The following is a 19,852-nucleotide window of genomic DNA, read 5'->3' as shown; positions in this document are numbered from 1 at the left end:
ATGACCAGACGAGTGTTGGGTGTCGCCTTCATCGGGGTGCTGTGCTTCCTGCTCTGGCTGACCTACGCGTTCTACGCCAAGGTCTTCACCGAGACGGTCGACGTGCAGCTGAAGACCAGCCACATCGGCCTGCAGCTGAACGAGCACGCGGACGTGAAGCTGCGCGGCATCATCGTCGGCGAGGTCCGCGGGGTCTCGACCGACGGCGACGAAGCGACCGTGCAGCTGTCGCTGAAGCCGGAGCAGGTGTCCCAGATCTCCAGCGCGGTGAGCGCCCGGATCCTGCCGAAGACGCTGTTCGGGGAGAAGTACGTCGCGCTGGTCCCGCCGAGCGGGTCGCAGGGCCGGCACATCCGGGCCGGTGACGTCATCTCGCGGGACAAGACCGCGGTCGGCATCGAGATCGAGAAGGTCCTGAACGATGCCCTGCCGCTGCTGCAGGCGGTCGACCCGGCCGACCTGAACGCCACCCTGAACACGCTGGCCACCGCCCTCGAGGGCCGCGGCACGGAGATCGCGAGCACGCTGACCCAGCTGGACGCGTACCTGAAGAAGCTGAACCCGAACGTCCCGAAGCTGATGGCCGCGCTCACCAAGCTGACCCAGGTCTCCCAGCTGTACGGCGACGCGACGCCGGATCTCGTCCGCGCGCTGCGGAACCTGACCGTCACCGGGAACACGGTGGTGGAGAAGCAGGTCCAGCTGCAGAAGTTCTTCGTCGACGTCCAGAAGCTGTCGGGCACGACGAACGTGTTCCTGAAGGAGAACGAGAACCGGGTGATCCGCCTCGGCGAGGTGAGCAAGCCGGTGCTGGACCTGCTGGAGCGCTACTCGCCCGAGTTCCCGTGCTTCCTCAAGGTGATGACCGAGACCGCGCCGATCCTGAACGACACCTTCCGCGACGGCCGGCTGAACATCAACCTCGAGCTGATCACCAACCAGCCGACGCCGTACGAGCCGAACGAGCTGCCGGCGTACAAGGACCGCCGCGGCCCGACCTGCGTCGGCAAGAACTACAGCCACCCGGGGGAGAAGCCGGGGCCGTACACCCAGGAGAACCCGGCGCCGTACATCACCGGTGACGACGGCGTGATCGGCGACCACAACAAGAACGAGCGCTTCCCGCTCGACCTGCAGCTCAACCGGGCCGCTCCCGGCTTCGACCTGGACACCCAGGGCGTCGGTACGCCGGCCGAGCAGAAGGTGATCGGGTCGGTCGTCGGCCCGGAGCTCGGGGTCGCGCCGGCCGACGTACCGGATCTGACCACCCTGATGGTCGGGCCGTTGCTGCGCGGAGGGCAGGTGAACCTGAAGTGAGCAAGCTGCTGGACAAGAAGACGTCGCTGGACACCGTCCGGCTGGCGATCTTCGTCGTGGTCACCACGGTCGCCACCGCGCTGCTGGCGGTGACGATCGGAAACATCAGCTTCACCCCGACGACGAAGTACAAGGCGGTGTTCACCGACGCGGTGGGGCTGAACAAGGGTGACGACATCCGGATCGCGGGGGTGAAGGTCGGGCAGGTCGACAAGATCGCCCTCTACCAGGACACGCTCGCGATGGTGACCTTCAGCGTCGATTCCGACCAGGTCCTGGACGAGTCCACGAAGGCGACCCTGCGCTACCGCAACCTCGTCGGCAACCGATACATCGCCCTCACCGACGGCGTCGGCGGCGGCGAGCGGCTGAAGGCGAACGGCGTCATTCCGAAGGAGCGGACGGCGCCGGCGTTGGACCTGTCGGTGCTGTTCAACGGGTTCAAGCCGCTGTTCACCGCGCTCACGCCGAAGGACGTGAACCAGTTCGCCTTCGAGGTGATCAAGGTGCTGCAGGGCGAGGGCGGCACGATCGAGTCGCTGCTGGCCAGGACCGCCTCGCTGACCACGACGCTGGCCGACGCGGACCAGGTGATCGGCGACCTGATCACCAACCTGACCTCGACGCTGCAGATCGTCTCCCAGCGGCAGCAGAACTTCTCCCAGCTGCTGGTGAACCTGCAGCAGTTCATCACCGGCCTGAGCCAGGACATCAACCCGATCCTGAACTCGGTCGGCTCGATCAACTCGCTGAACACCAAGACCGCCGGCCTGCTGCAGCAGACCCGGGTGCCGATCAAGGCCGACCTGGCCCGGCTGCGCGCGGTCGCGACCACGCTGGACGACACCCAGGCGATCTGGGTGAAGACGCTGCAGACCATGCCGGAGAAGCTGAACACGATGACCCGGACCGCGTCGTACGGCTCCTGGTTCAACTTCTACCTGTGCAACTTCGACGGCAACGTCTACCTGCCCACCGGCACCCGCGTCCCGGTCGCCTACGACAACAACTCGGCGAGGTGCGCCAAGTGAAGCCTTTCCGCGAGCAGAACCAGGTGACGATCGGCGTCGTCGGGCTGACGGTGCTCGGGCTGATCATGCTGGCCGCGTTCAAGGCGCAGGACCTGCCGCTGATCGGCGGCGGGACGAAGTACTCCGCGCAGTTCTCCGAGGCCGGCGGGCTGAAGCCGAAGGACGAGATCCGGGTGGCCGGCGTCCGGGTCGGGCAGGTCCGGGCGGTCGAGCTCGAGGGCACGCACGTCCGGGTCGACTTCGTGGTCGACAAGGGCGTGAAGCTCGGCGACGAGACCGGCGCGGAGATGAAGATCAAGACGCTGCTCGGGCAGAAGTACCTCAAGCTGAACCCGGCCGGCGACGGTCAGCTGAAGGCCGGCGCCGAGATCCCGCTGGCCCGGACGATCTCGGCGTACGACGTCGTGGACGCGTTCAGCGATCTGGCGAACACCACCGAGCGGATCGACACCGCCCAGCTGGCGAAGGCCCTGGACACGCTGTCGACGACGTTCAAGAACACCCCGGAGGAAGTACAGGCCTCGCTGACCGGGCTGTCCCGGCTGTCGCGGAACGTGGCCAAGCGCGACGAGCAGCTGAAACTGCTGCTGCAGCACTCGAACGTGGTCACCAAGGTCCTTGCCGATCGCAACCAGCAGCTGATCAAGCTGATGAAGGACGGCAACACCGTCTTCCAGGCGGTGCAGGCCCGGCGGGCGCTGATCCACCAGTTGCTGGTGTCGACGCAGAAGCTGTCCGCCCAGATCACCGCGCTGGTCCGGGAGAACCGCAAGGACTTGGCGCCGACGCTGCAGAAGGTGAACGCCGTGCTCGCGGTGCTGCTGAAGAACCAGAAGGACCTGGACGCCAGCATCCGCGGGCTGGCGCCGTTCGTCCGGGTCTTCACCAACACCCTCGGCACCGGCCCGTGGTTCGACGTCTACCTGCAGAACCTGGTCCCGGTCCCGGAGATCCCGTTGCCGCCGGTGCCGATTCCCGGGCTGCCGCCGGTCCTGGGAGGTGGCGGCTGATGAAGGTCGCGTCGCTGTCCCGGTTGGTCGCGATCGCGGTGGTCCTGGTGATCGTCGCGGTCAGCGTGATCTCGCTCTGGCCGAACCCGGAGCGGGTGAGCGCCACGGCGTACTTCCCGCGTGCGGTGTCGGTCTACCCCGGCTCGGACGTGCGGATCCTCGGCATCAAGGTCGGCGAGGTCGAGAGCGTCACTCCGGCCGGGCGGACCGTGCGGGTCAAGTTCTGGTGGGAGGCCGAGCACAAGGTGCCGGCGACCGCGAAGGCCGTGATCGCCGCGCCGTCGATCGTCGCCGACCGGTACGTGCAGCTCACCCCGGCGTACTCCAAGGGTGAGGTGATGGCCGACGGGGCGGAGATCCCGATCGACCGGACCGCCGTACCGCTGGAGCTCGACCAGATCTACCAGAGCCTGAACGACCTGTCCGTCGCGCTCGGTCCGAAGGGGGCGAACGACCAGGGCGCGCTCGCGCGACTGCTGGACGTCTCGGCGAAGAACCTGAACGGCCAGGGCGCGAAGCTGAACCAGACCATCACCGACGTGTCCAAGCTGACCGGGACGCTGGCGGGCAACTCGCAGAGCCTGTTCGCGACGATCCGGCAGTTGCAGACGTTCGTGTCCGCGCTGGCCGCGAACGATCAGCTCGTCCGGCAGTTCAACACCAACTTCGCCGCCACCTCGACCACTCTGGCCGGCGAACGCCAGGACCTGGCCAAGGCGCTGTCGCTGCTGGCGACCGCGCTCGGCGAGGTCGCGACGTTCGTGAAGGACAACCGGGCGCTGCTCAAGACGACGATCTCGAGCGCGACCGAGCTGTCGCAGATCCTGGTCAAGGAGAAGGCCGCGCTGGCCGAGGTCCTGGACACGGCGCCGCTCGGGCTCGGCAACCTGGCCCGCGTGTACAACCCGCAGTACGGGACGCTCGACCAGCGGCTGAACCTGGCCCAGCTGGACGACCCGGCGACGTTCATCTGCTCGCTCCTGCGGCAGGCGAACCAGCCGCTGACGACCTGCTCGGCGCTGAAGCCGGTCCTCGACGCCCTCGCCAAGTTGCCGCTGCTGAGCCAGCTCACCGGCGGCGCCCCGGCGAGCGGCGGCCCGGCCGGTACGCCGTGGGCCCCGCAACCCAAGGCACCACTGAACAGCCCCGACCCGGTCGACCCGACACTCGGAGGCCTGGTCCGATGAGACGACGTACGCCGATCGTCGCGGGCCTGCTCGCGATGGCGATGCTGCTGACCGGGTGCGACTTCAGCGTGTACTCGCTGCCGTTGCCGGGTGGCGCGAAGATCAAGGGGCCGTCGTACACGGTCACGGTCGAGTTCGCCGACGTACTGGACCTGGTGCCGAAGTCGACGGTGAAGGTGGACGACGTCACCGTCGGCACGGTCGAGAAGGTCTGGCTGGACGGGTACGTCGCCAAGGTCCGGATCCGCCTGCCGAAGAGCCTCGAGCTGCCGGACAACGCGCGCGCGACGATCCGCCAGACCAGCCTCCTGGGCGAGAAGTTCGTCTCGCTCGCGCCGCCGAGCGGGTCGGAGCAGCCCCGCGGCAAGCTCGACAACGGCGAGCTGATCCCGCTGTCGCGGACGACCAGCAACGTCGAGGTCGAGCAAGTCCTGTCCGCGCTGTCACTGCTGCTGAACGGCGGCGGCGTGGCCCAGCTGCAGATCATCACCCAGGAGCTGAACAAGGCGCTGACCGGCAACGAGCCGGCCATCCGCAGCGTGCTGACCCAGCTGAACACGTTCGTCGGCACCCTGGACCAGAACAAGCAGCGGATCGTCACCGCGATCGCCGCGGTCGACGCGCTGGCGAAGAAGCTGAACGCGCAGAAGGCGACGCTGGCGACCGCGATCGACTCGCTGCCGAAGTCGATCGCGACCCTGGACAAGCAACGCGCGGCGCTGGTCAAGACGCTGCAGGCGCTGGCGACCCTGGGCAACACCGCGACCCGGGTGATCACCGCCTCGCAGAAGGACCTGGTCGCCAACCTGCAGTCGCTCTACCCGATCCTGACCAAGCTGGCCGAGGCGGGGGAGAACCTGCCGAAATCCCTCGAGTTGCTGTTCACCTACCCGTTCCCGGACGCGGCCGCGAAGGCCGTCCAGGGTGACTTCACCAACCTGGGCATCACGCTGGACGTGAACACCCAGCAGGCGCTGAAGGGCCTGCTCGGGATCGAGCTGCCGACCGTCGGTCCGGCATCCGTCCCGATTCCCCGGCTCAGCGTCCCGGTGCACAACCCGACCAGCAACGGCCTGCCGCCGCTGCCGGTGCCGACCGGGGCGGGGACCACCTGTACGACGATCCTCGGCCTGCCCGTGTGTACGCCGAAGCTGAACCGCTCGGGGTTCGACCCGGAGCTGGCCAAGGTGCTGATGCCGGGGGTGGCGAAGTGATCACCAGAACGGTCCGGATCCAGCTGATGGTGTTCCTGCTGATCACCGTGCTCGGGATCGCCTACGTGGGCGGCAAGTACGCCCAGATCGACAAGCTGCTGTTCGACGACGACTACACCGTCAGCGCCAGCTTCGCCGAGTCCGGCGGCATCTTCTCCGGCGCCGAGGTGACGTACCGCGGCCAGCCGGTCGGCCGGGTCGGCGAGCTGACGCTGCTGTCCGACGGCGTCGAGGTCGACCTGGACATCGACAAGGGCGTGAAGATTCCGAACGACCTGCTCGCGGTGGTCGCGAACCGGTCCGCCATCGGGGAGCAGTACGTCGACCTGCAGCCGCGGCGTGACGGCGGCCCGTACCTGAAGGACAACTCGACGATCGCCCGCGAGGACACCGCGATCCCGATCGACACCACCGAGCTGCTGCTGAACCTGGACCAGCTGGTCAACTCCGTCGACAAGGAGAGCCTGCGGACCACCGTCCGCGAGCTCGGCGCCGCGCTCAAGGGCCGGGGCACCGACCTGCAAAGGATCATCGACAGCTCCGGCAAGCTGATCGACGACGCGGACGCGAACATCCTGCAGACGATCAAGCTGATCAACGACGGCGACACCGTGCTGGCCACCCAGGTCGCCAGCGGGGACGCGATCAAAACCTGGGCGAAGAACCTCGCCCTGCTGTCCGACACCCTGGTCAGCTCCGATGCCGAGATCCGTCAGGTGATCGACCAGGGCTCCGGTGCCTCCGCGCAGGTCACCGCCCTGATCAGCGAGAACCGCGCGGACATCGCGGTGCTGCTCGGTAACCTGCTGACGGTGAGCGAGCTGACCGCCGTCCGCCTGGACGCCGTCGAGCAGCTGCTGGTGGTCTACCCGGCGGTCTCGATGGGCGGGTACGTCGTCCCGGCGAAGGACAGGAACACCGGCCACTACGACGCCCACTTCGGCCTGGTGCTCGGCCTCTCGCCGGCCGCCTGCCGGGCCGGGTACGGCGGGACCAGCAAGCGGATCCCGCAGGACACCACGAATAAGGCCGCCAACAGCAAGGCGGGCTGCACCGCGGACCCGTCGACCGGCGTGAACGTCCGCGGTGCCCAGAACAAGCCGAGCCCGTCCTCCCGCGAGGACCGCAACCGCACCGGGTACGGCGTCGGCTACGATCCGGCGACCGGGCGGGCGGGTGGTTCCGGCGGGATGCCGGAGCTGGTGCTCGGCTCGACCGGCGGCCAGGCCGACCTGCTCGGCAGCGACTCCTGGAAAGCCCTGATCCTCGGACCGGTGACCGGCAAGTGACTGTTGGTAAGACCAAGCGTGGCCCCGTGATCCTGGCGTGGGCGCTGAGCGTCCTGCTCGTCGTCGCCCTGGTCGGCGCGACCCTGTCGATCGTCGCGCTGCACCGGCAGAGCGAGGACAAGGCGCAGCGCGAGGGCGCGATGAAGGCCGGACGGCAGTTGGCGCTCGACTTCACGACGTACGACTACAAGACCTGGGACGCCGACACCAAGCGCGTGCTCGACGACTCGACCGGGCAGTTCAAGCAGGAGTTCCAGGCCGGGCTGACGGTGGTGAAGGCGCAGGTGCAGACCAACAAGGCGACCTCCAAGGGCGACGTGAAGGAGGCCGCGGTGGTCTCGAACGACAAGGACTCCGCCCAGGTCCTGGTGATCGTGGACGCGGTGGTGACGAACACGGCCTCGACCGAGGGCGTGCAGCGGCGCTACCGGATCAAGCTGGACCTGGTCCGGGAGGACGACCGCTGGCTGACGGCCGACCTGCAGGCGGTGGGCTGATGCCGGACCGCTCCCGCAACCGCCCCCGCATCGCCGGCCAGCGCCGTACGCCGACCCCGGTGTCGGCTGGAACGGACACCCCGGTGTCGGCCGAAACGACGGTCGACGAGCCGGTCGAGGTGACAACGAAGGCCTCGGAACCGGTCGCCGAGGACGTGACCCCGGCCACACCCGAGGCTCCGGAGACCTCTGGGGACACGCCCGAGGAGCCCTCGACGGCTACCGAGAGTGATGAACGGCGTCGCTCGCTCGGTGGTGTGCTGTCGGCGCTGCTCGGCGTACTCGTCGTCCTGGTGCTGACCTTCGCGGTGGTGCTCGGGGTCAAGGCGTGGCAGGGCAAGCAGGCCGAGGACGCCCGCGACCAGGCCGCCGCGGCCGGCCGGAAAGCGGCCGAGACCGCGCTCAGCTACGACTACCGTGACCTGGACAAAAGCTTCGCGGCGGCCCGGGCGACGATGACCCCGGAGTTCGCCGGAAAGTTCGACGAGACCGCCAAGGTGGCCGGCGAGCTGGCCACCAAGACCAAGGCGACGGTCCGGGCCGAGGTGCGCGACGTCGGGGTCCGCGATGGCGACGCCGACCGGGTCACGCTGGTCATCTTCGTCAACCAGACGACCACGAGCACGATCACGGAGGGTAAGCCTCGCGTGGATCTCAACCGGACCCGGTTCACGATGGTCCGAAACGGCGATCAATGGCTGGTCCAGGAGATTGCCGGGCTGTAGTCTCTTTGTGACTCCGGAGAGGGTGTCCCGGGCGGCTCGCGGGTGCGGCTGACAGTAGCGGTCCGCTGGAGAACCCGGGTTGATCCTTGACGGAGTGGGTGGTCCGAAGGCATAGTATCGGACCCCATTGGACAGGCTTGCCCTGATCGGGTAGCCTATTGCTTTGCGCTGCCTTTAACCCCACCCTGGTCCGGCTCAAAACTTGACTTGGGCGGTTCGGCGTGCGCTCCCAGCACCGAAGTGATTTCTGCGAGCCCGTGGAAGGACGCCCCTTGGTCGCCTCGCGCAACCCCCAGTCCGACAGCATTTCCGACGTTTCCGGCTCCCGCCGCATCTCCTTCGCGAAGATCTCCGAACCTCTCGAGGTTCCGGATCTGCTTGCGCTGCAGGTGGACAGTTTCGACTGGCTGGTCGGCAACGAAACGTGGCAGGCCCGCGTGGCCGCCGCCGAGGCCGAGGGGCGGTCGGACCTGTCCGGCCCCAGCGGCCTGGAAGAGATTTTCGAGGAGATCTCCCCGATCGAGGACTTCAGCGGCACCATGTCGCTGTCGTTCCGCGACCACCGATTCGAGCCGCCGAAGAACACGGTCGACGAGTGCAAGGAGCGCGACGTCACGTACTCCGCGCCGCTGTTCGTCACGGCCGAGTTCATGAACAACGAGACCGGCGAGATCAAGAGCCAGACCGTCTTCATGGGTGACTTCCCGCTGATGACGCGCAAGGGCACCTTCGTCATCAACGGCACCGAGCGGGTCGTCGTGTCCCAGCTGGTCCGGTCGCCCGGTGTGTACTTCGAGCGCACGCCGGACAAGACGTCGGACAAGGACATCTTCACCGCCAAGATCATCCCGTCGCGCGGCGCGTGGCTGGAGTTCGAGGTCGACAAGCGCGACATGGTCGGTGTCCGCCTGGACCGCAAGCGCAAGCAGAACGTCACCGTCCTGCTGAAGGCGCTCGGCTGGACCGACGCGCAGATCCTGGAGGAGTTCGGCGACTACGAGTCGATCCGGCTCACCCTGGAGAAGGACCACACCTCCGGCCAGGACGACGCCCTGCTGGACATCTACCGCAAGCTGCGGCCGGGTGAGCCGCCGACGCGCGAGGCCGCGCAGGCGCTGCTGGACAACTACTACTTCAACGGCAAGCGCTACGACCTGGCCAAGGTCGGCCGGTACAAGATCAACAAGAAGCTCGGCCGGGACGAGGCGCACGACACCGCGGTGCTGACGATCGACGACATCGTCGCCACGATCAAGTACCTGGTGGCCCTGCACGAGGGCAAGACCGAGCTGCCCGCGCCGACCGGTGAGGTCGTGGTCGAGGAAGACGACATCGACCACTTCGGCAACCGCCGGCTGCGCACGGTCGGCGAGCTGATCCAGAACCAGCTGCGCACCGGCCTGGCCCGGATGGAGCGCGTGGTCCGGGAGCGGATGACGACCCAGGACGTCGAGGCGATCACGCCGCAGACCCTGATCAACATCCGCCCGGTGGTGGCGGCGCTGAAGGAGTTCTTCGGCACCTCCCAGCTGTCGCAGTTCATGGACCAGACCAACCCGATCGCGGGTCTGACCCACAAGCGCCGGCTGTCGGCGCTCGGCCCGGGTGGTCTGAGCCGTGAGCGGGCCGGCTTCGAGGTCCGCGACGTGCACCCGTCCCACTACGGCCGGATGTGCCCGATCGAGACCCCGGAAGGCCCGAACATCGGCCTGATCGGCTCGCTCGCGACGTACGGCCGGGTGAACCCGTTCGGCTTCGTCGAGACGCCGTACCGCAAGGTCGTCGACGGCAAGGTCACCGACCAGGTCGACTACCTGACCGCGGACGAGGAGGACCGGTTCGTCATCGCGCAGGCGAACGCCGCGCTGACCGACGACGACCGGTTCGCCGAGGACCGGGTGCTGGTCCGCCGGCGCCACGGTGAGGTCGAGCTCGTGCTCGTCGACGACGTGGACTACATGGACGTCTCGCCGCGCCAGATGGTGTCGGTGGCGACCGCGATGATCCCGTTCCTCGAGCACGACGACGCCAACCGCGCGCTGATGGGTTCGAACATGCAGCGGCAGGCGGTTCCGCTGATCACCGCGGACGCGCCGCTGGTCGGCACCGGCATGGAGTACCGCGGTGCGGTCGACGCCGGTGACGTGCTGGTGGCCGACAAGGCCGGTGTGGTCAAGGAGGTCTCGGCCGACCTGATCGAGGTCGCCGCCGACGACGGCACGTACCAGACCTACCGGCTGGCGAAGTTCCGCCGGTCGAACCAGGGCACCTGCATCAACCAGCGCCCGCTGGTCGACGCGGGGCAGCGGGTCGAGGTGAACAGCCCGCTCGCCGACGGTCCGTGCACCGACGAGGGCGAGATGGCCCTCGGCCGCAACCTGCTGGTCGCGTTCATGCCGTGGGAGGGCCACAACTACGAGGACGCGATCATCCTCAGCCAGCGCGTCGTGCAGCAGGACCTGCTGACCTCGATCCACATCGAGGAGCACGAGGTCGACGCCCGCGACACCAAGCTGGGGCCGGAGGAGATCACCCGGGACATCCCGAACGTCTCCGACGAGATGCTCGCCGACCTGGACGAGCGCGGCATCATCCGGATCGGCGCCGAGGTCACCACCGGTGACATCCTGGTCGGCAAGGTCACCCCGAAGGGCGAGACCGAGCTGACCCCGGAGGAGCGGCTGCTGCGCGCGATCTTCGGTGAGAAGGCCCGTGAGGTCCGCGACACCTCGCTGAAGGTGCCGCACGGCGAGAACGGCACCGTCATCGGCGTCCGCGTCTTCGACCGCGACAACGGCGACGAGCTGCCGCCGGGCGTGAACCAGCTGGTCCGCGTGTACGTCGCCCAGAAGCGGAAGATCTCGGTCGGCGACAAGCTGGCCGGCCGCCACGGGAACAAGGGCGTCATCTCGAAGATCCTGCCGGTCGAGGACATGCCGTTCCTCGAGGACGGCACCCAGGTCGACATCATCCTGAACCCGCTGGGCGTGCCCGGCCGGATGAACGTCGGCCAGGTGCTCGAGACCCACCTCGGCTGGGTCGCCAGCCGCGGCTGGGAGATCGACTCGTCGAACAAGGACGACTGGGCGCAGCGGCTGATCAAGATCGGCGCCGGCTCGGCCGAGCCGATGACGAACGTGGCCACCCCGGTCTTCGACGGCGCCAAGGAGGAGGAGGTCACCGGCCTGCTCGGCTCCACGCTGCCGAACCGCGACGGTGTCCGGATGGTCGACAACACCGGTAAGGCCCGGCTGTTCGACGGTCGTTCGGGTGAGCCGTTCCCGGAGCCGGTCGGTGTCGGCTACATGTACATGCTGAAGCTGCACCACCTGGTCGACGACAAGATCCACGCGCGCTCGACCGGTCCGTACTCGATGATCACCCAGCAGCCGCTGGGTGGTAAGGCCCAGTTCGGCGGTCAGCGGTTCGGCGAGATGGAGGTGTGGGCCCTGGAGGCCTACGGTGCCGCCTTCGCGCTGCAGGAGCTGCTGACGATCAAGTCCGACGACGTGGTCGGCCGGGTCAAGGTGTACGAGGCGATCGTCAAGGGCGAGAACATCCCGGAGCCGGGCATCCCGGAGTCCTTCAAGGTTCTGGTCAAGGAAATGCAGTCCCTGTGTCTGAACGTGGAAGTGCTCTCGTCCGACGGAAGCCGGGTCGAGATGCGCGACAGCGAGGAGGACGTCTTCCGTGCCGCGGAGGAACTGGGCATCGACCTGTCCCGGCGGGAGCCGAACAGCGTCGAGGAGGTCTGAGCGGGTTGCCGCTTGAGATCAACAGTCAACTCACTCAGACCGCTTCAACAATCGGGAGATAACACATCGTGCTCGACGTGAACTTCTTCGACGAGCTTCGGATCGGCCTGGCGACCGCGGATGAGATCCGCCAGTGGTCGCACGGCGAGGTCAAGAAGCCCGAGACGATCAACTACCGGACCCTCAAGCCCGAGCGGGACGGTCTCTTCTGCGAGAAGATCTTCGGTCCCACCCGGGACTGGGAGTGCTACTGCGGCAAGTACAAGCGCGTTCGCTTCAAGGGCATCATCTGCGAGCGGTGTGGCGTCGAGGTCACCCGCTCCAAGGTGCGCCGTGAGCGGATGGGCCACATCGAGCTGGCCGCGCCGGTCACCCACATCTGGTACTTCAAGGGTGTCCCGTCGCGACTCGGCTACCTGCTCGACCTCGCCCCGAAGGACCTGGAGAAGGTCATCTACTTCGCGGCGTACATGATCACCGACGTCGACGAAGAGGCGCGCCACCGCGACCTCTCGTCGCTGGAGGGCCGGACCGACGTCGAGCGCAAGCAGCTCGAGAACCGGCGCGACAACGACATCGAGACGCGGATGAAGAAGCTCGAGGAGGACCTGGCGCAGCTCGAGTCCGAGGGCGCCAAGGCCGACGTACGGCGCAAGGTCAAGGAAGGCGCCGAGCGTGAGGTCAAGCAGCTGCGCGACCGCGCGCAGCGCGAGATCGACCGCCTCGATGAGGTCTGGACCCGGTTCAAGAACCTGAAGGTCCAGGACCTCGAGGGCGACGAGATCCTCTACCGCGCCATGAAGGAGCGGTTCGGCAAGTACTTCGAGGGCGCCATGGGTGCCGCCGCGATCCAGCGCCGGCTGGAGACCTTCGACCTGAAGGCCGAGGCGGACAACCTGCGCGAGACGATCAAGACCGGCAAGGGCCAGCGCAAGACCCGCGCCCTGAAGCGGCTCAAGGTCGTCACCGCGTTCCTGGCCACCAACAACAGCCCGATGGGCATGGTGCTCGACTGCGTCCCGGTGATCCCGCCGGACCTGCGGCCGATGGTCCAGCTCGACGGTGGCCGGTTCGCCACCTCGGACCTGAACGACCTGTACCGCCGGGTGATCAACCGGAACAACCGGCTCAAGCGACTGCTCGACCTGGGCGCGCCGGAGATCATCGTCAACAACGAGAAGCGGATGCTGCAGGAGGCCGTCGACGCGCTGTTCGACAACGGCCGCCGCGGCCGTCCGGTCACCGGCCCGGGCAACCGGCCGCTGAAGTCGCTGTCCGACATGCTCAAGGGCAAGCAGGGCCGCTTCCGGCAGAACCTGCTCGGTAAGCGCGTCGACTACTCCGGTCGTTCGGTGATCGTCGTCGGCCCGCAGCTGAAGCTGCACCAGTGCGGTCTGCCGAAGGCGATGGCGCTGGAGCTGTTCAAGCCGTTCGTGATGAAGCGGCTGGTCGACCTCAACCACGCGCAGAACATCAAGTCCGCCAAGCGGATGGTCGAGCGCCAGCGCGCCCAGGTCTGGGACGTGCTGGAAGAGGTCATCACCGAGCACCCGGTGCTGCTGAACCGCGCACCGACGCTGCACCGGCTGGGCATCCAGGCGTTCGAGCCGCAGCTGATCGAGGGCAAGGCGATCCAGATCCACCCGCTCGTCTGCTCCGCGTTCAACGCGGACTTCGACGGTGACCAGATGGCGGTGCACCTGCCGCTGTCGGCCGAGGCGCAGGCCGAGGCCCGGATCCTGATGCTGTCGACGAACAACATCCTCAAGCCGGCCGACGGCCGGCCGGTGACGATGCCGACGCAGGACATGATCATCGGCATCTACTTCCTCACCATGATGAAGGACGGTGCGCTCGGCGAGGGCCGGGCGTTCAGCTCGGTGGCCGAGGCGCTGATGGCCTTCGACCGCAACGAGCTGTCGCTGCAGGCGAAGATCACGCTGCGCCTGGACGAGTCCTCCGCGCCGGAGGGTGCGACCGCGCTGCCGGACGGCGGGTTCTCGCTGGAGACCACGCTCGGCCGGGCGCTGTTCAACGAGGCGCTGCCGGCGGACTACCCGTTCGTCGACGTCGAGGTGGGCAAGAAGCAGCTGGGCGGGATCGTCAACGACCTGGCCGAGCGGTACTCGAAGGTCGAGGTCGCCAACGCCCTCGACGCGCTGAAGGACCTCGGTTTCCGCTGGGCCACCCGGTCCGGTGTCACCGTGTCCATCGACGACTTCAGTACGCCGCCGTCCAAGCCGGAGATCATGGCCCGGTACGAGTCGCAGGCCGAGAAGGTCCAGAAGCAGTTCGAGCGGGGCCTGATCACCTCGTCCGAGCGGCGGCAGGAGCTGATCGAGATCTGGACCGGCGCCAACGCCGAGGTCGGCAAGGCGATGGAGGAGAACTTCGAGAAGGCCAACCCGATCTGGATGATGGTCCACTCGGGTGCCCGGGGCAACATGATGCAGATCCGGCAGATCGCCGGTATGCGTGGCCTGGTGGCCAACCCGAAGGGTGAGATCATCGCCCGGCCGATCAAGTCCAACTTCCGTGAGGGCCTGTCGGTGGTCGAGTACTTCATCGCCACCCACGGTGCCCGGAAGGGTCTGGCCGACACCGCGCTGCGGACCGCCGACTCGGGGTACCTGACCCGTCGTCTGGTGGACGTCTCGCAGGACGTGATCATCCGCGAGGAGGACTGCGGCACCGAGCGGGGCCTGCCGAAGAAGATCGGCGAGCCCGGCGCGGACGGCAAGGTCGTGCACGCGGAGAACGTCGAGACCAGCGCCTACGCCCGGACGCTGGCCACGGACGCGATCGGTCCGGAGGGCAACGTCGTACTCCAGGCCGGCAGCGACCTGGGCGACGTCTCGATCGCCCAGCTGGTCGAGGCCGGGATCGAGTCGGTCAAGGTCCGTTCGGTGCTGACCTGTGACGCCAAGACCGGGACCTGCGCGAAGTGCTACGGCCGTTCGCTGGCGACCGGCAAGCCGGTCGACATCGGCGAGGCGGTCGGCATCATCGCGGCCCAGTCCATCGGTGAGCCGGGGACGCAGCTGACGATGCGGACCTTCCACACCGGTGGTGTCGCGGGTGATGACATCACCCACGGTCTGCCGCGTGTCGTCGAGCTGTTCGAGGCCCGGCAGCCGAAGGGCAAGGCGCCGATCTCCGAGGCGGCCGGCCGGATCTCGATCGAGGACACCGACAAGACCCGGAAGCTGGTGCTCACCCCGGACGACGGTTCCGAGGAGGTCGCCTACCCGGTGTCGAAGCGTGGCCGCCTGCTGATCGAGGAGGGTCAGCACGTCGAGGTCGGCCAGCAGCTGACGCAGGGTACGCCGGACCCGCAGGAGGTCCTGCGGATCCTGGGTGTCCGCAAGGCGCAGGAGCACCTGGTGGACGAGGTCCAGGAGGTGTACCGGTCGCAGGGTGTGGCCATCCACGACAAGCACATCGAGATCATCGTCCGGCAGATGCTGCGCCGGGTCACGGTGATCGAGTCGGGCGACGCCCAGCTGCTGCCGGGTGAGCTCGCGGACCGGATCACCTTCGAGGCGGAGAACCGCCGGGTGGTCGCCGAGGGCGGTACGCCGGCCTCGGGCCGTCCGGTGCTGATGGGTATCACCAAGGCCTCGCTGGCGACCGAGTCGTGGCTGTCGGCCGCCTCCTTCCAGGAGACGACCCGCGTCCTCACCGAGGCCGCGATCCACGGCAAGTCCGACTCGCTGGTCGGTCTGAAGGAGAACGTCATCATCGGCAAGCTGATCCCGGCCGGTACGGGCATGGACCGGTACCGCAACATCCGGGTGGAGCCCACCGAGGAGGCGAAGGCCGCGATGTACTCGATGGTCGGCTACGAGTCGTACGACTACGACTTCGGCCCGTCCTCCGGGCAGTCGGTCCCGCTCGACGACTTCGACCTCGGTTCCTACCAGAACTGAGCCGAATCACCACCGCCGAGGGCGGCACTCCCAGTCGGAGTGCCGCCCTCGGCGGCGTTCCGGGGGCTCTCAGAGCCGGTCGGGCTCGTAGGGGAGCAGCGCGGTGCGGAGTGCGTCGACGAGAGCCGCCCGCTGAGTGCGGCTGAGGGGCGCGATGAACGCCTCGTCGGCTGCGAGTACGGCGTCGAGCGCCTGCCGGGCGAGGGTGCGTCCACGAGCGGTGAGCAGGACCCGGACGGCCCGGCCGTCGTCGGGATCCGGGACCCGGCGTACCAGTCCCGCCTCGGCGAGACGGTGCAGCCGGGTGGTCATCGCGCCCGTCGTGATGAGCGCGGAGTGCGCCAGTTCGCTCGGATTCGTGCCGTCGGGGTCAGCCCGGCGCCGGAGGGTGTTGAGTACGTCGAAGTCCGCGAAGCTGAGGTTCAGCGGCCGCAGCGCCTCAACGAGGGCCTTCTGCAGGTGATGAGCACCCAGCAGCACACGTCCCGCGACTTCGAGCGGGCTGACGTCGAGGCCGGGCTCGGACGCGGCCCAGGCGGCCACCATCCGGTCGACGGAATCTTCGGACACCTTCGTGAGTTTACTTGGTATCAAGCCAGATAGCTTGATGCCAAGCTAACGACGAAGGAGTTGTGCCATGGCATTCACGAACTGGGCGTTCATCTACCTCGGTGTGGGCCAGGAGGACCCGGCTCGCGACCGGGCGGTCATCGCCGCGGGCGGCCTGACCACGACGGTTGTTGGCGTACCCGACCGGGAGTCGGCGGTCGCGGTGGCGCGGGAACTCGTCGCCGGTGGAGCGCAGTCGATCGAGCTCTGCGGTGGATTGGGGCCGGCGGCTGCCACCGAGATCGCGGCAGCCACCGGCCACCAGGTCCCGGTCGGTGCGGTGACCTTCGGTGCCGAGTCCATGCACCAACTCGCGGCGCTGTTCCCGGCCTCCTGATCGACGGCGATCGCGGCACCTCCACTCAGGGGTGCCGCGGTCGCCTGGTTTCGGGCACTATGGCCCATGGCCGGAAACAAGACCGTGAAGACCGACGCGTCGGTCGACGACTACCTGGCCGGCATCGCCGGCTCCCGCGGTGACGACGCCCGCGAGCTCAACGACCTGCTGGCCGAGGCGACCGGTCTCGAGCCGGCGATGTGGGGCTCGTCGATCGTCGGCTTCGGCGACCGCCACCTGAAGTACGAGAGCGGCCGCGAACTGGACTGGTTCCAGGTCGGCTTCGCCGCCCGCAAGCAGGCCCTGACCCTCTACCTGACCGAAGGCTTCGAGGGGTACGACGAGCTCCTCGGACGGCTCGGCCCGCACACCACCGGCGTCGGCTGCCTGTACGTCAAACGCTTGTCCGACGTGGATTCCGCCGTCCTGACCGAGCTCGCGCAGCGGAGTGTGCAGCACACGCGGGGTGGCGGCTGAAAGTGTCCGCCGGATGCGCCAAGATTGCTCCATGACGGATCTCCCGGCCTACCTGCGGCCCTTCGTCCTCGGGGTCCTGGACGGCGACGACGTCCGGGTCGACCGGCTCGGGGAGATCGACTTCTACCGCCCGCCCGGGACCGCCCGGACCGGTGCGATTCTGTTCGTGCACGGGGGTCCTGGGCCCGACGGCCTCGAGGTGATGCCTCGGGACTGGCCGGTGTTCCGGGGATATGCGACCGCCGCCGCCCGGCGTGGCGTGGTGGCCGCTGTCGTCGACCACAGCCTGATCCACGGCCTCGACCAGCTGGTCACGGCCGCGGACGAGGTGGAGGCCGCGGTCGGCGTACTGCGATCCGATCCACGCGTCGACCCCGATCGGGTCGGCCTGTGGTTCTTCTCCGGCGCCGGCCTGCTTGCGGGGGAGTGGCTGGACAGCCGCCCCGTCTGGCTGCGTTGGGTCGCCCTGACCTACCCCCTGCTCGCCACCCCGCCCGGTGTCGAGGAGCTGGTTCATGCCGCCGAAGTGATCGGCAAGCACGACCGGGTCGGTGGGGTGGGGAAGGAATCAAGCAGAGATCTGCCGGTGCTGCTGACCAGAGCCGGACTCGAGCCCGAGGAGCTCGCCGGTCCGGTCGCGGAGTTCGTCTCCGCCGGTGGTACCGCGCTGGACATCATCGACGTACCGAAAGGGCACCACGGGTTCGACATGCTCGACCACACCGAAGAATCACGCGCCGCCGTCACCAAGGCCCTGGACTGGGCGATCGCCCACCTGGGCCAGGAGCCGGACGGCCAGGAAAAACTCCTCGTCCCCCCACCTCCCGCCACCACGACCTCCGTCGCTGTGAAGCAGGCCAAGGCCCCCGCCGCCCGGCCCAAGCGCACCTCCACCCCAGCCACCACCACACCACCCACCTCTGCCCCGCCCGCCGCCGCCTCCGCGCCGGCCCCGGTCACCAAGCCGTCCACGGCCGGCCCCGCTCCCGCAGCCACCTCCCCGCAGGCACCGGCCGCCGACCCGGCCGTCCCGGCTCCCGCCGCCGCCCCCGTTCCTGCGCCGGCCCCGGTCACCAAACCGTCCACGACCCCCGCTCTGGCCGCGGCCGACGCGTCGAACCTCACCGGCACGTCCGCCCCGACCGAGCCCGCCACGCCGGCTGCCACCCCACTCGCGAGCGTCGCGGCCGCGACGGTGGCGGCGGCTACTGCTGACACCCCCGCGGGCCGGGTGGTGGCCCGGGAGCACGCGGCGTACGCGGCGCACGACCTGGAGGCGTTCCTGGCGATGTACTCGCCGACCGCCCGGATCGAGCTGGCCGACGGCGGTGAGCTGAAGGGCCGCCGGTTCCTGCGCGAGTACTACCGGCCCCGGTTCGACGCCGGCCACTGCAAGACCGAGGTGGTGCAGAAGCTGATGCTCGGCGAGTGGGTGGTCGAGCACGTGCTCGCCTACGACTCCGGCGAGCCGACCCCGATGATCGCCCTCTACCGCGTCACCGACGGACTGATCGCCGAAGTCCAGTTCCGTGTCTGACGATCCCGTCGACCATCTGGAGGAGTTCGAACGGACGGCCGCGGAGCTCGCGGCCGTCCTCGACCGGGTGGACCCGGCCGCGGCCGTGCCGGCCTGTCCCGGCTGGACGCTGGCCGACCTGGCGCTGCACCTCGGTTCGGGGCAGCGCTGGGCGGCCGCCATCCTGCTCACCGGCACCCGCCAGAAGGTCCCGGAGGTCCTGCGGACGACGATCTCGTGGGCCGACTGGTATGCCGGTACGACGGCCGCCCTGGCCGCCGCGATCCGGGCCGTCGACCCGGACGAACCGTGCTGGAACTTCGCGCCGGTCGAGCAGCGCGCCGGATTCTGGTCGCGCCGGCGCATGCATGAGACGCTCATCCACCTCGTGGACGCCGTCCAGGCCGGCGCCGATCCGGCCGATCACGTGACCAGTGGTCTTACCGTCGTACCTCCGCGGCTCGCGGCCGACGGGGTGGACGAGGTGTTCGGGGTGTTCCTGGCCCGGATGCTGTCCCGCGGGTTCGCGCCGGCGGTCACCCGGCAGGTCGGCGTACGGGCGTCCGACACCGGCGACGAGTGGACGCTGACGCCCGCGGCCGAGGGGGAGGCCCCGCGGGTGGAGCGCGGGAAGGCGGCCGGCGACGCGGTCGTCTCGGGCACTGCGGCCGAGCTGGACCTGTGCCTGTGGAAACGCTTGCCGGGCACCGTCCTGACGGTCGAGGGCGACCCGGCGGTGGCAGCCGCTTTCCTGGCCGCCACGACCACTCCGTAGAGCCTGTAGACTGGAGAAGCGGAGGGGCTTCGGCACCGGTCGGTTACTCATTTTGACCGTGCATGAGGCAGCCGCTAGTCTTAACGATCGTGCCCGGGTCATCCTGGGCCGTCATGCGTGCCCCTGGTCGTTCGGGTCTGCGCGCGTGGCACGGGACTCCTGCCGACAGTCTGGAAGATTACGG

15 protein-coding genes are annotated in these 19,852 nt (G+C 68.5%); 14 read left to right on the top strand and 1 reads right to left on the bottom strand.

Features of this window, described 5'->3' with window-relative positions; genetic code table 11:
• The 10 genes from ACQPYZ_RS31465 (at position 1) to ACQPYZ_RS31420 (ending at position 15,954) form a co-directional block, all read left to right on the top strand.
• Positions 1-1,317: an MCE family protein gene (locus ACQPYZ_RS31465; RefSeq protein WP_433162470.1), complete on the top strand. Its 1,317-nt coding sequence runs from the start codon at positions 1-3 to the stop codon at positions 1,315-1,317.
• Positions 1,314-2,348, top strand: coding sequence for an MCE family protein (locus ACQPYZ_RS31460; protein WP_433162469.1), 1,035 nt, complete (start codon positions 1,314-1,316; stop codon positions 2,346-2,348). The genes ACQPYZ_RS31465 and ACQPYZ_RS31460 overlap by 4 nt, the downstream gene beginning before the upstream one ends.
• Positions 2,345-3,358, top strand: coding sequence for an MCE family protein (locus tag ACQPYZ_RS31455; protein WP_433162468.1), 1,014 nt, complete (start codon positions 2,345-2,347; stop codon positions 3,356-3,358). Before ACQPYZ_RS31460 ends, ACQPYZ_RS31455 begins: the two co-directional genes overlap by 4 nt.
• Positions 3,358-4,545 (top strand): MCE family protein, encoded by a 1,188-nt coding sequence (locus tag ACQPYZ_RS31450; protein ID WP_433162466.1) that lies wholly within the window; start codon positions 3,358-3,360, stop codon positions 4,543-4,545. The genes ACQPYZ_RS31455 and ACQPYZ_RS31450 overlap by 1 nt, the downstream gene beginning before the upstream one ends.
• Positions 4,542-5,759: an MCE family protein gene (locus ACQPYZ_RS31445; protein ID WP_433162464.1), complete on the top strand. Its 1,218-nt coding sequence runs from the start codon at positions 4,542-4,544 to the stop codon at positions 5,757-5,759. The genes ACQPYZ_RS31450 and ACQPYZ_RS31445 overlap by 4 nt, the downstream gene beginning before the upstream one ends.
• Positions 5,756-7,048 (top strand): MCE family protein, encoded by a 1,293-nt coding sequence (locus ACQPYZ_RS31440; RefSeq protein ID WP_433162462.1) that lies wholly within the window; start codon positions 5,756-5,758, stop codon positions 7,046-7,048. The genes ACQPYZ_RS31445 and ACQPYZ_RS31440 overlap by 4 nt, the downstream gene beginning before the upstream one ends.
• Positions 7,049-7,074: 26 nt before the next feature.
• Entirely contained in the window at positions 7,075-7,545 is a 471-nt protein-coding gene (locus ACQPYZ_RS31435) for a hypothetical protein (RefSeq protein ID WP_433162460.1), read from the top strand.
• Positions 7,545-8,270 carry a hypothetical protein gene (locus ACQPYZ_RS31430; protein ID WP_433162457.1) on the top strand — a complete coding sequence of 242 codons (726 nt, stop codon included), beginning with the start codon at positions 7,545-7,547 and terminating at the stop codon, positions 8,268-8,270. Before ACQPYZ_RS31435 ends, ACQPYZ_RS31430 begins: the two co-directional genes overlap by 1 nt.
• A 272-nt stretch (positions 8,271-8,542) precedes the next feature.
• Positions 8,543-12,025 (top strand): DNA-directed RNA polymerase subunit beta, encoded by a 3,483-nt coding sequence (gene rpoB, locus ACQPYZ_RS31425; protein WP_433162455.1) that lies wholly within the window; start codon positions 8,543-8,545, stop codon positions 12,023-12,025.
• Positions 12,026-12,093: 68 nt separating this feature from the next.
• Complete coding sequence (locus tag ACQPYZ_RS31420) at positions 12,094-15,954, top strand: DNA-directed RNA polymerase subunit beta' (protein WP_433162453.1); 3,861 nt, start codon at positions 12,094-12,096, stop codon at positions 15,952-15,954.
• Positions 15,955-16,023: 69 nt separating this feature from the next.
• Here the strand turns inward: ACQPYZ_RS31420 and ACQPYZ_RS31415 are convergent, their stop codons facing one another.
• On the bottom strand, positions 16,024-16,524 hold the full coding sequence (locus ACQPYZ_RS31415) for a MarR family winged helix-turn-helix transcriptional regulator (protein ID WP_433162450.1): 501 nt from the start codon (positions 16,522-16,524) through the stop codon (positions 16,024-16,026).
• Between the two features lie 67 nt (positions 16,525-16,591).
• Between ACQPYZ_RS31415 and ACQPYZ_RS31410 the strand changes: the two genes are divergently transcribed.
• The 4 genes from ACQPYZ_RS31410 to ACQPYZ_RS31395 all read left to right on the top strand — a co-directional run bounded on the left by ACQPYZ_RS31410 (position 16,592) and on the right by ACQPYZ_RS31395 (position 19,668).
• A complete protein-coding gene (locus ACQPYZ_RS31410; RefSeq protein ID WP_433162448.1) occupies positions 16,592-16,900 on the top strand; it encodes a DUF6506 family protein in 309 nt (102 codons plus the stop codon).
• Positions 16,901-16,966: 66 nt separating this feature from the next.
• A complete protein-coding gene (locus ACQPYZ_RS31405) occupies positions 16,967-17,377 on the top strand; it encodes a DUF1801 domain-containing protein (RefSeq protein ID WP_433162446.1) in 411 nt (136 codons plus the stop codon).
• Positions 17,378-17,408: 31 nt separating this feature from the next.
• Complete coding sequence (locus ACQPYZ_RS31400) at positions 17,409-18,914, top strand: nuclear transport factor 2 family protein (RefSeq protein WP_433162444.1); 1,506 nt, start codon at positions 17,409-17,411, stop codon at positions 18,912-18,914.
• Positions 18,907-19,668, top strand: a complete 762-nt coding sequence (locus tag ACQPYZ_RS31395; RefSeq protein ID WP_433162442.1) for a maleylpyruvate isomerase N-terminal domain-containing protein — start codon at positions 18,907-18,909, stop codon at positions 19,666-19,668. Before ACQPYZ_RS31400 ends, ACQPYZ_RS31395 begins: the two co-directional genes overlap by 8 nt.
• Positions 19,669-19,852 lie beyond the last annotated feature (184 nt).

Source organism: Kribbella sp. CA-247076 (genome assembly GCF_050942445.1).
Lineage (GTDB): Bacteria > Actinomycetota > Actinomycetes > Propionibacteriales > Kribbellaceae > Kribbella.
Note: the sequence above shows the minus strand (reverse complement) of the source record. Positions and strands in the feature narration are given on the sequence as shown.

Bases quoted from the DNA above. Each gene is read 5' to 3' on its own strand.
- ACQPYZ_RS31410 (WP_433162448.1), top strand. From the start codon at position 16,592: ATGGCATTCACGAACTGGGCGTTCATCTACCTCGGTGTGGGCCAGGAG.
- ACQPYZ_RS31400 (WP_433162444.1), top strand. From the start codon at position 17,409: ATGACGGATCTCCCGGCCTACCTGCGGCCCTTCGTCCTCGGGGTCCTG.
- ACQPYZ_RS31450 (WP_433162466.1), top strand. From the start codon at position 3,358: ATGAAGGTCGCGTCGCTGTCCCGGTTGGTCGCGATCGCGGTGGTCCTG.
- ACQPYZ_RS31465 (WP_433162470.1), top strand. From the start codon at position 1: ATGACCAGACGAGTGTTGGGTGTCGCCTTCATCGGGGTGCTGTGCTTC.
- ACQPYZ_RS31405 (WP_433162446.1), top strand. From the start codon at position 16,967: ATGGCCGGAAACAAGACCGTGAAGACCGACGCGTCGGTCGACGACTAC.
- ACQPYZ_RS31445 (WP_433162464.1), top strand. From the start codon at position 4,542: ATGAGACGACGTACGCCGATCGTCGCGGGCCTGCTCGCGATGGCGATG.
- ACQPYZ_RS31430 (WP_433162457.1), top strand. From the start codon at position 7,545: ATGCCGGACCGCTCCCGCAACCGCCCCCGCATCGCCGGCCAGCGCCGT.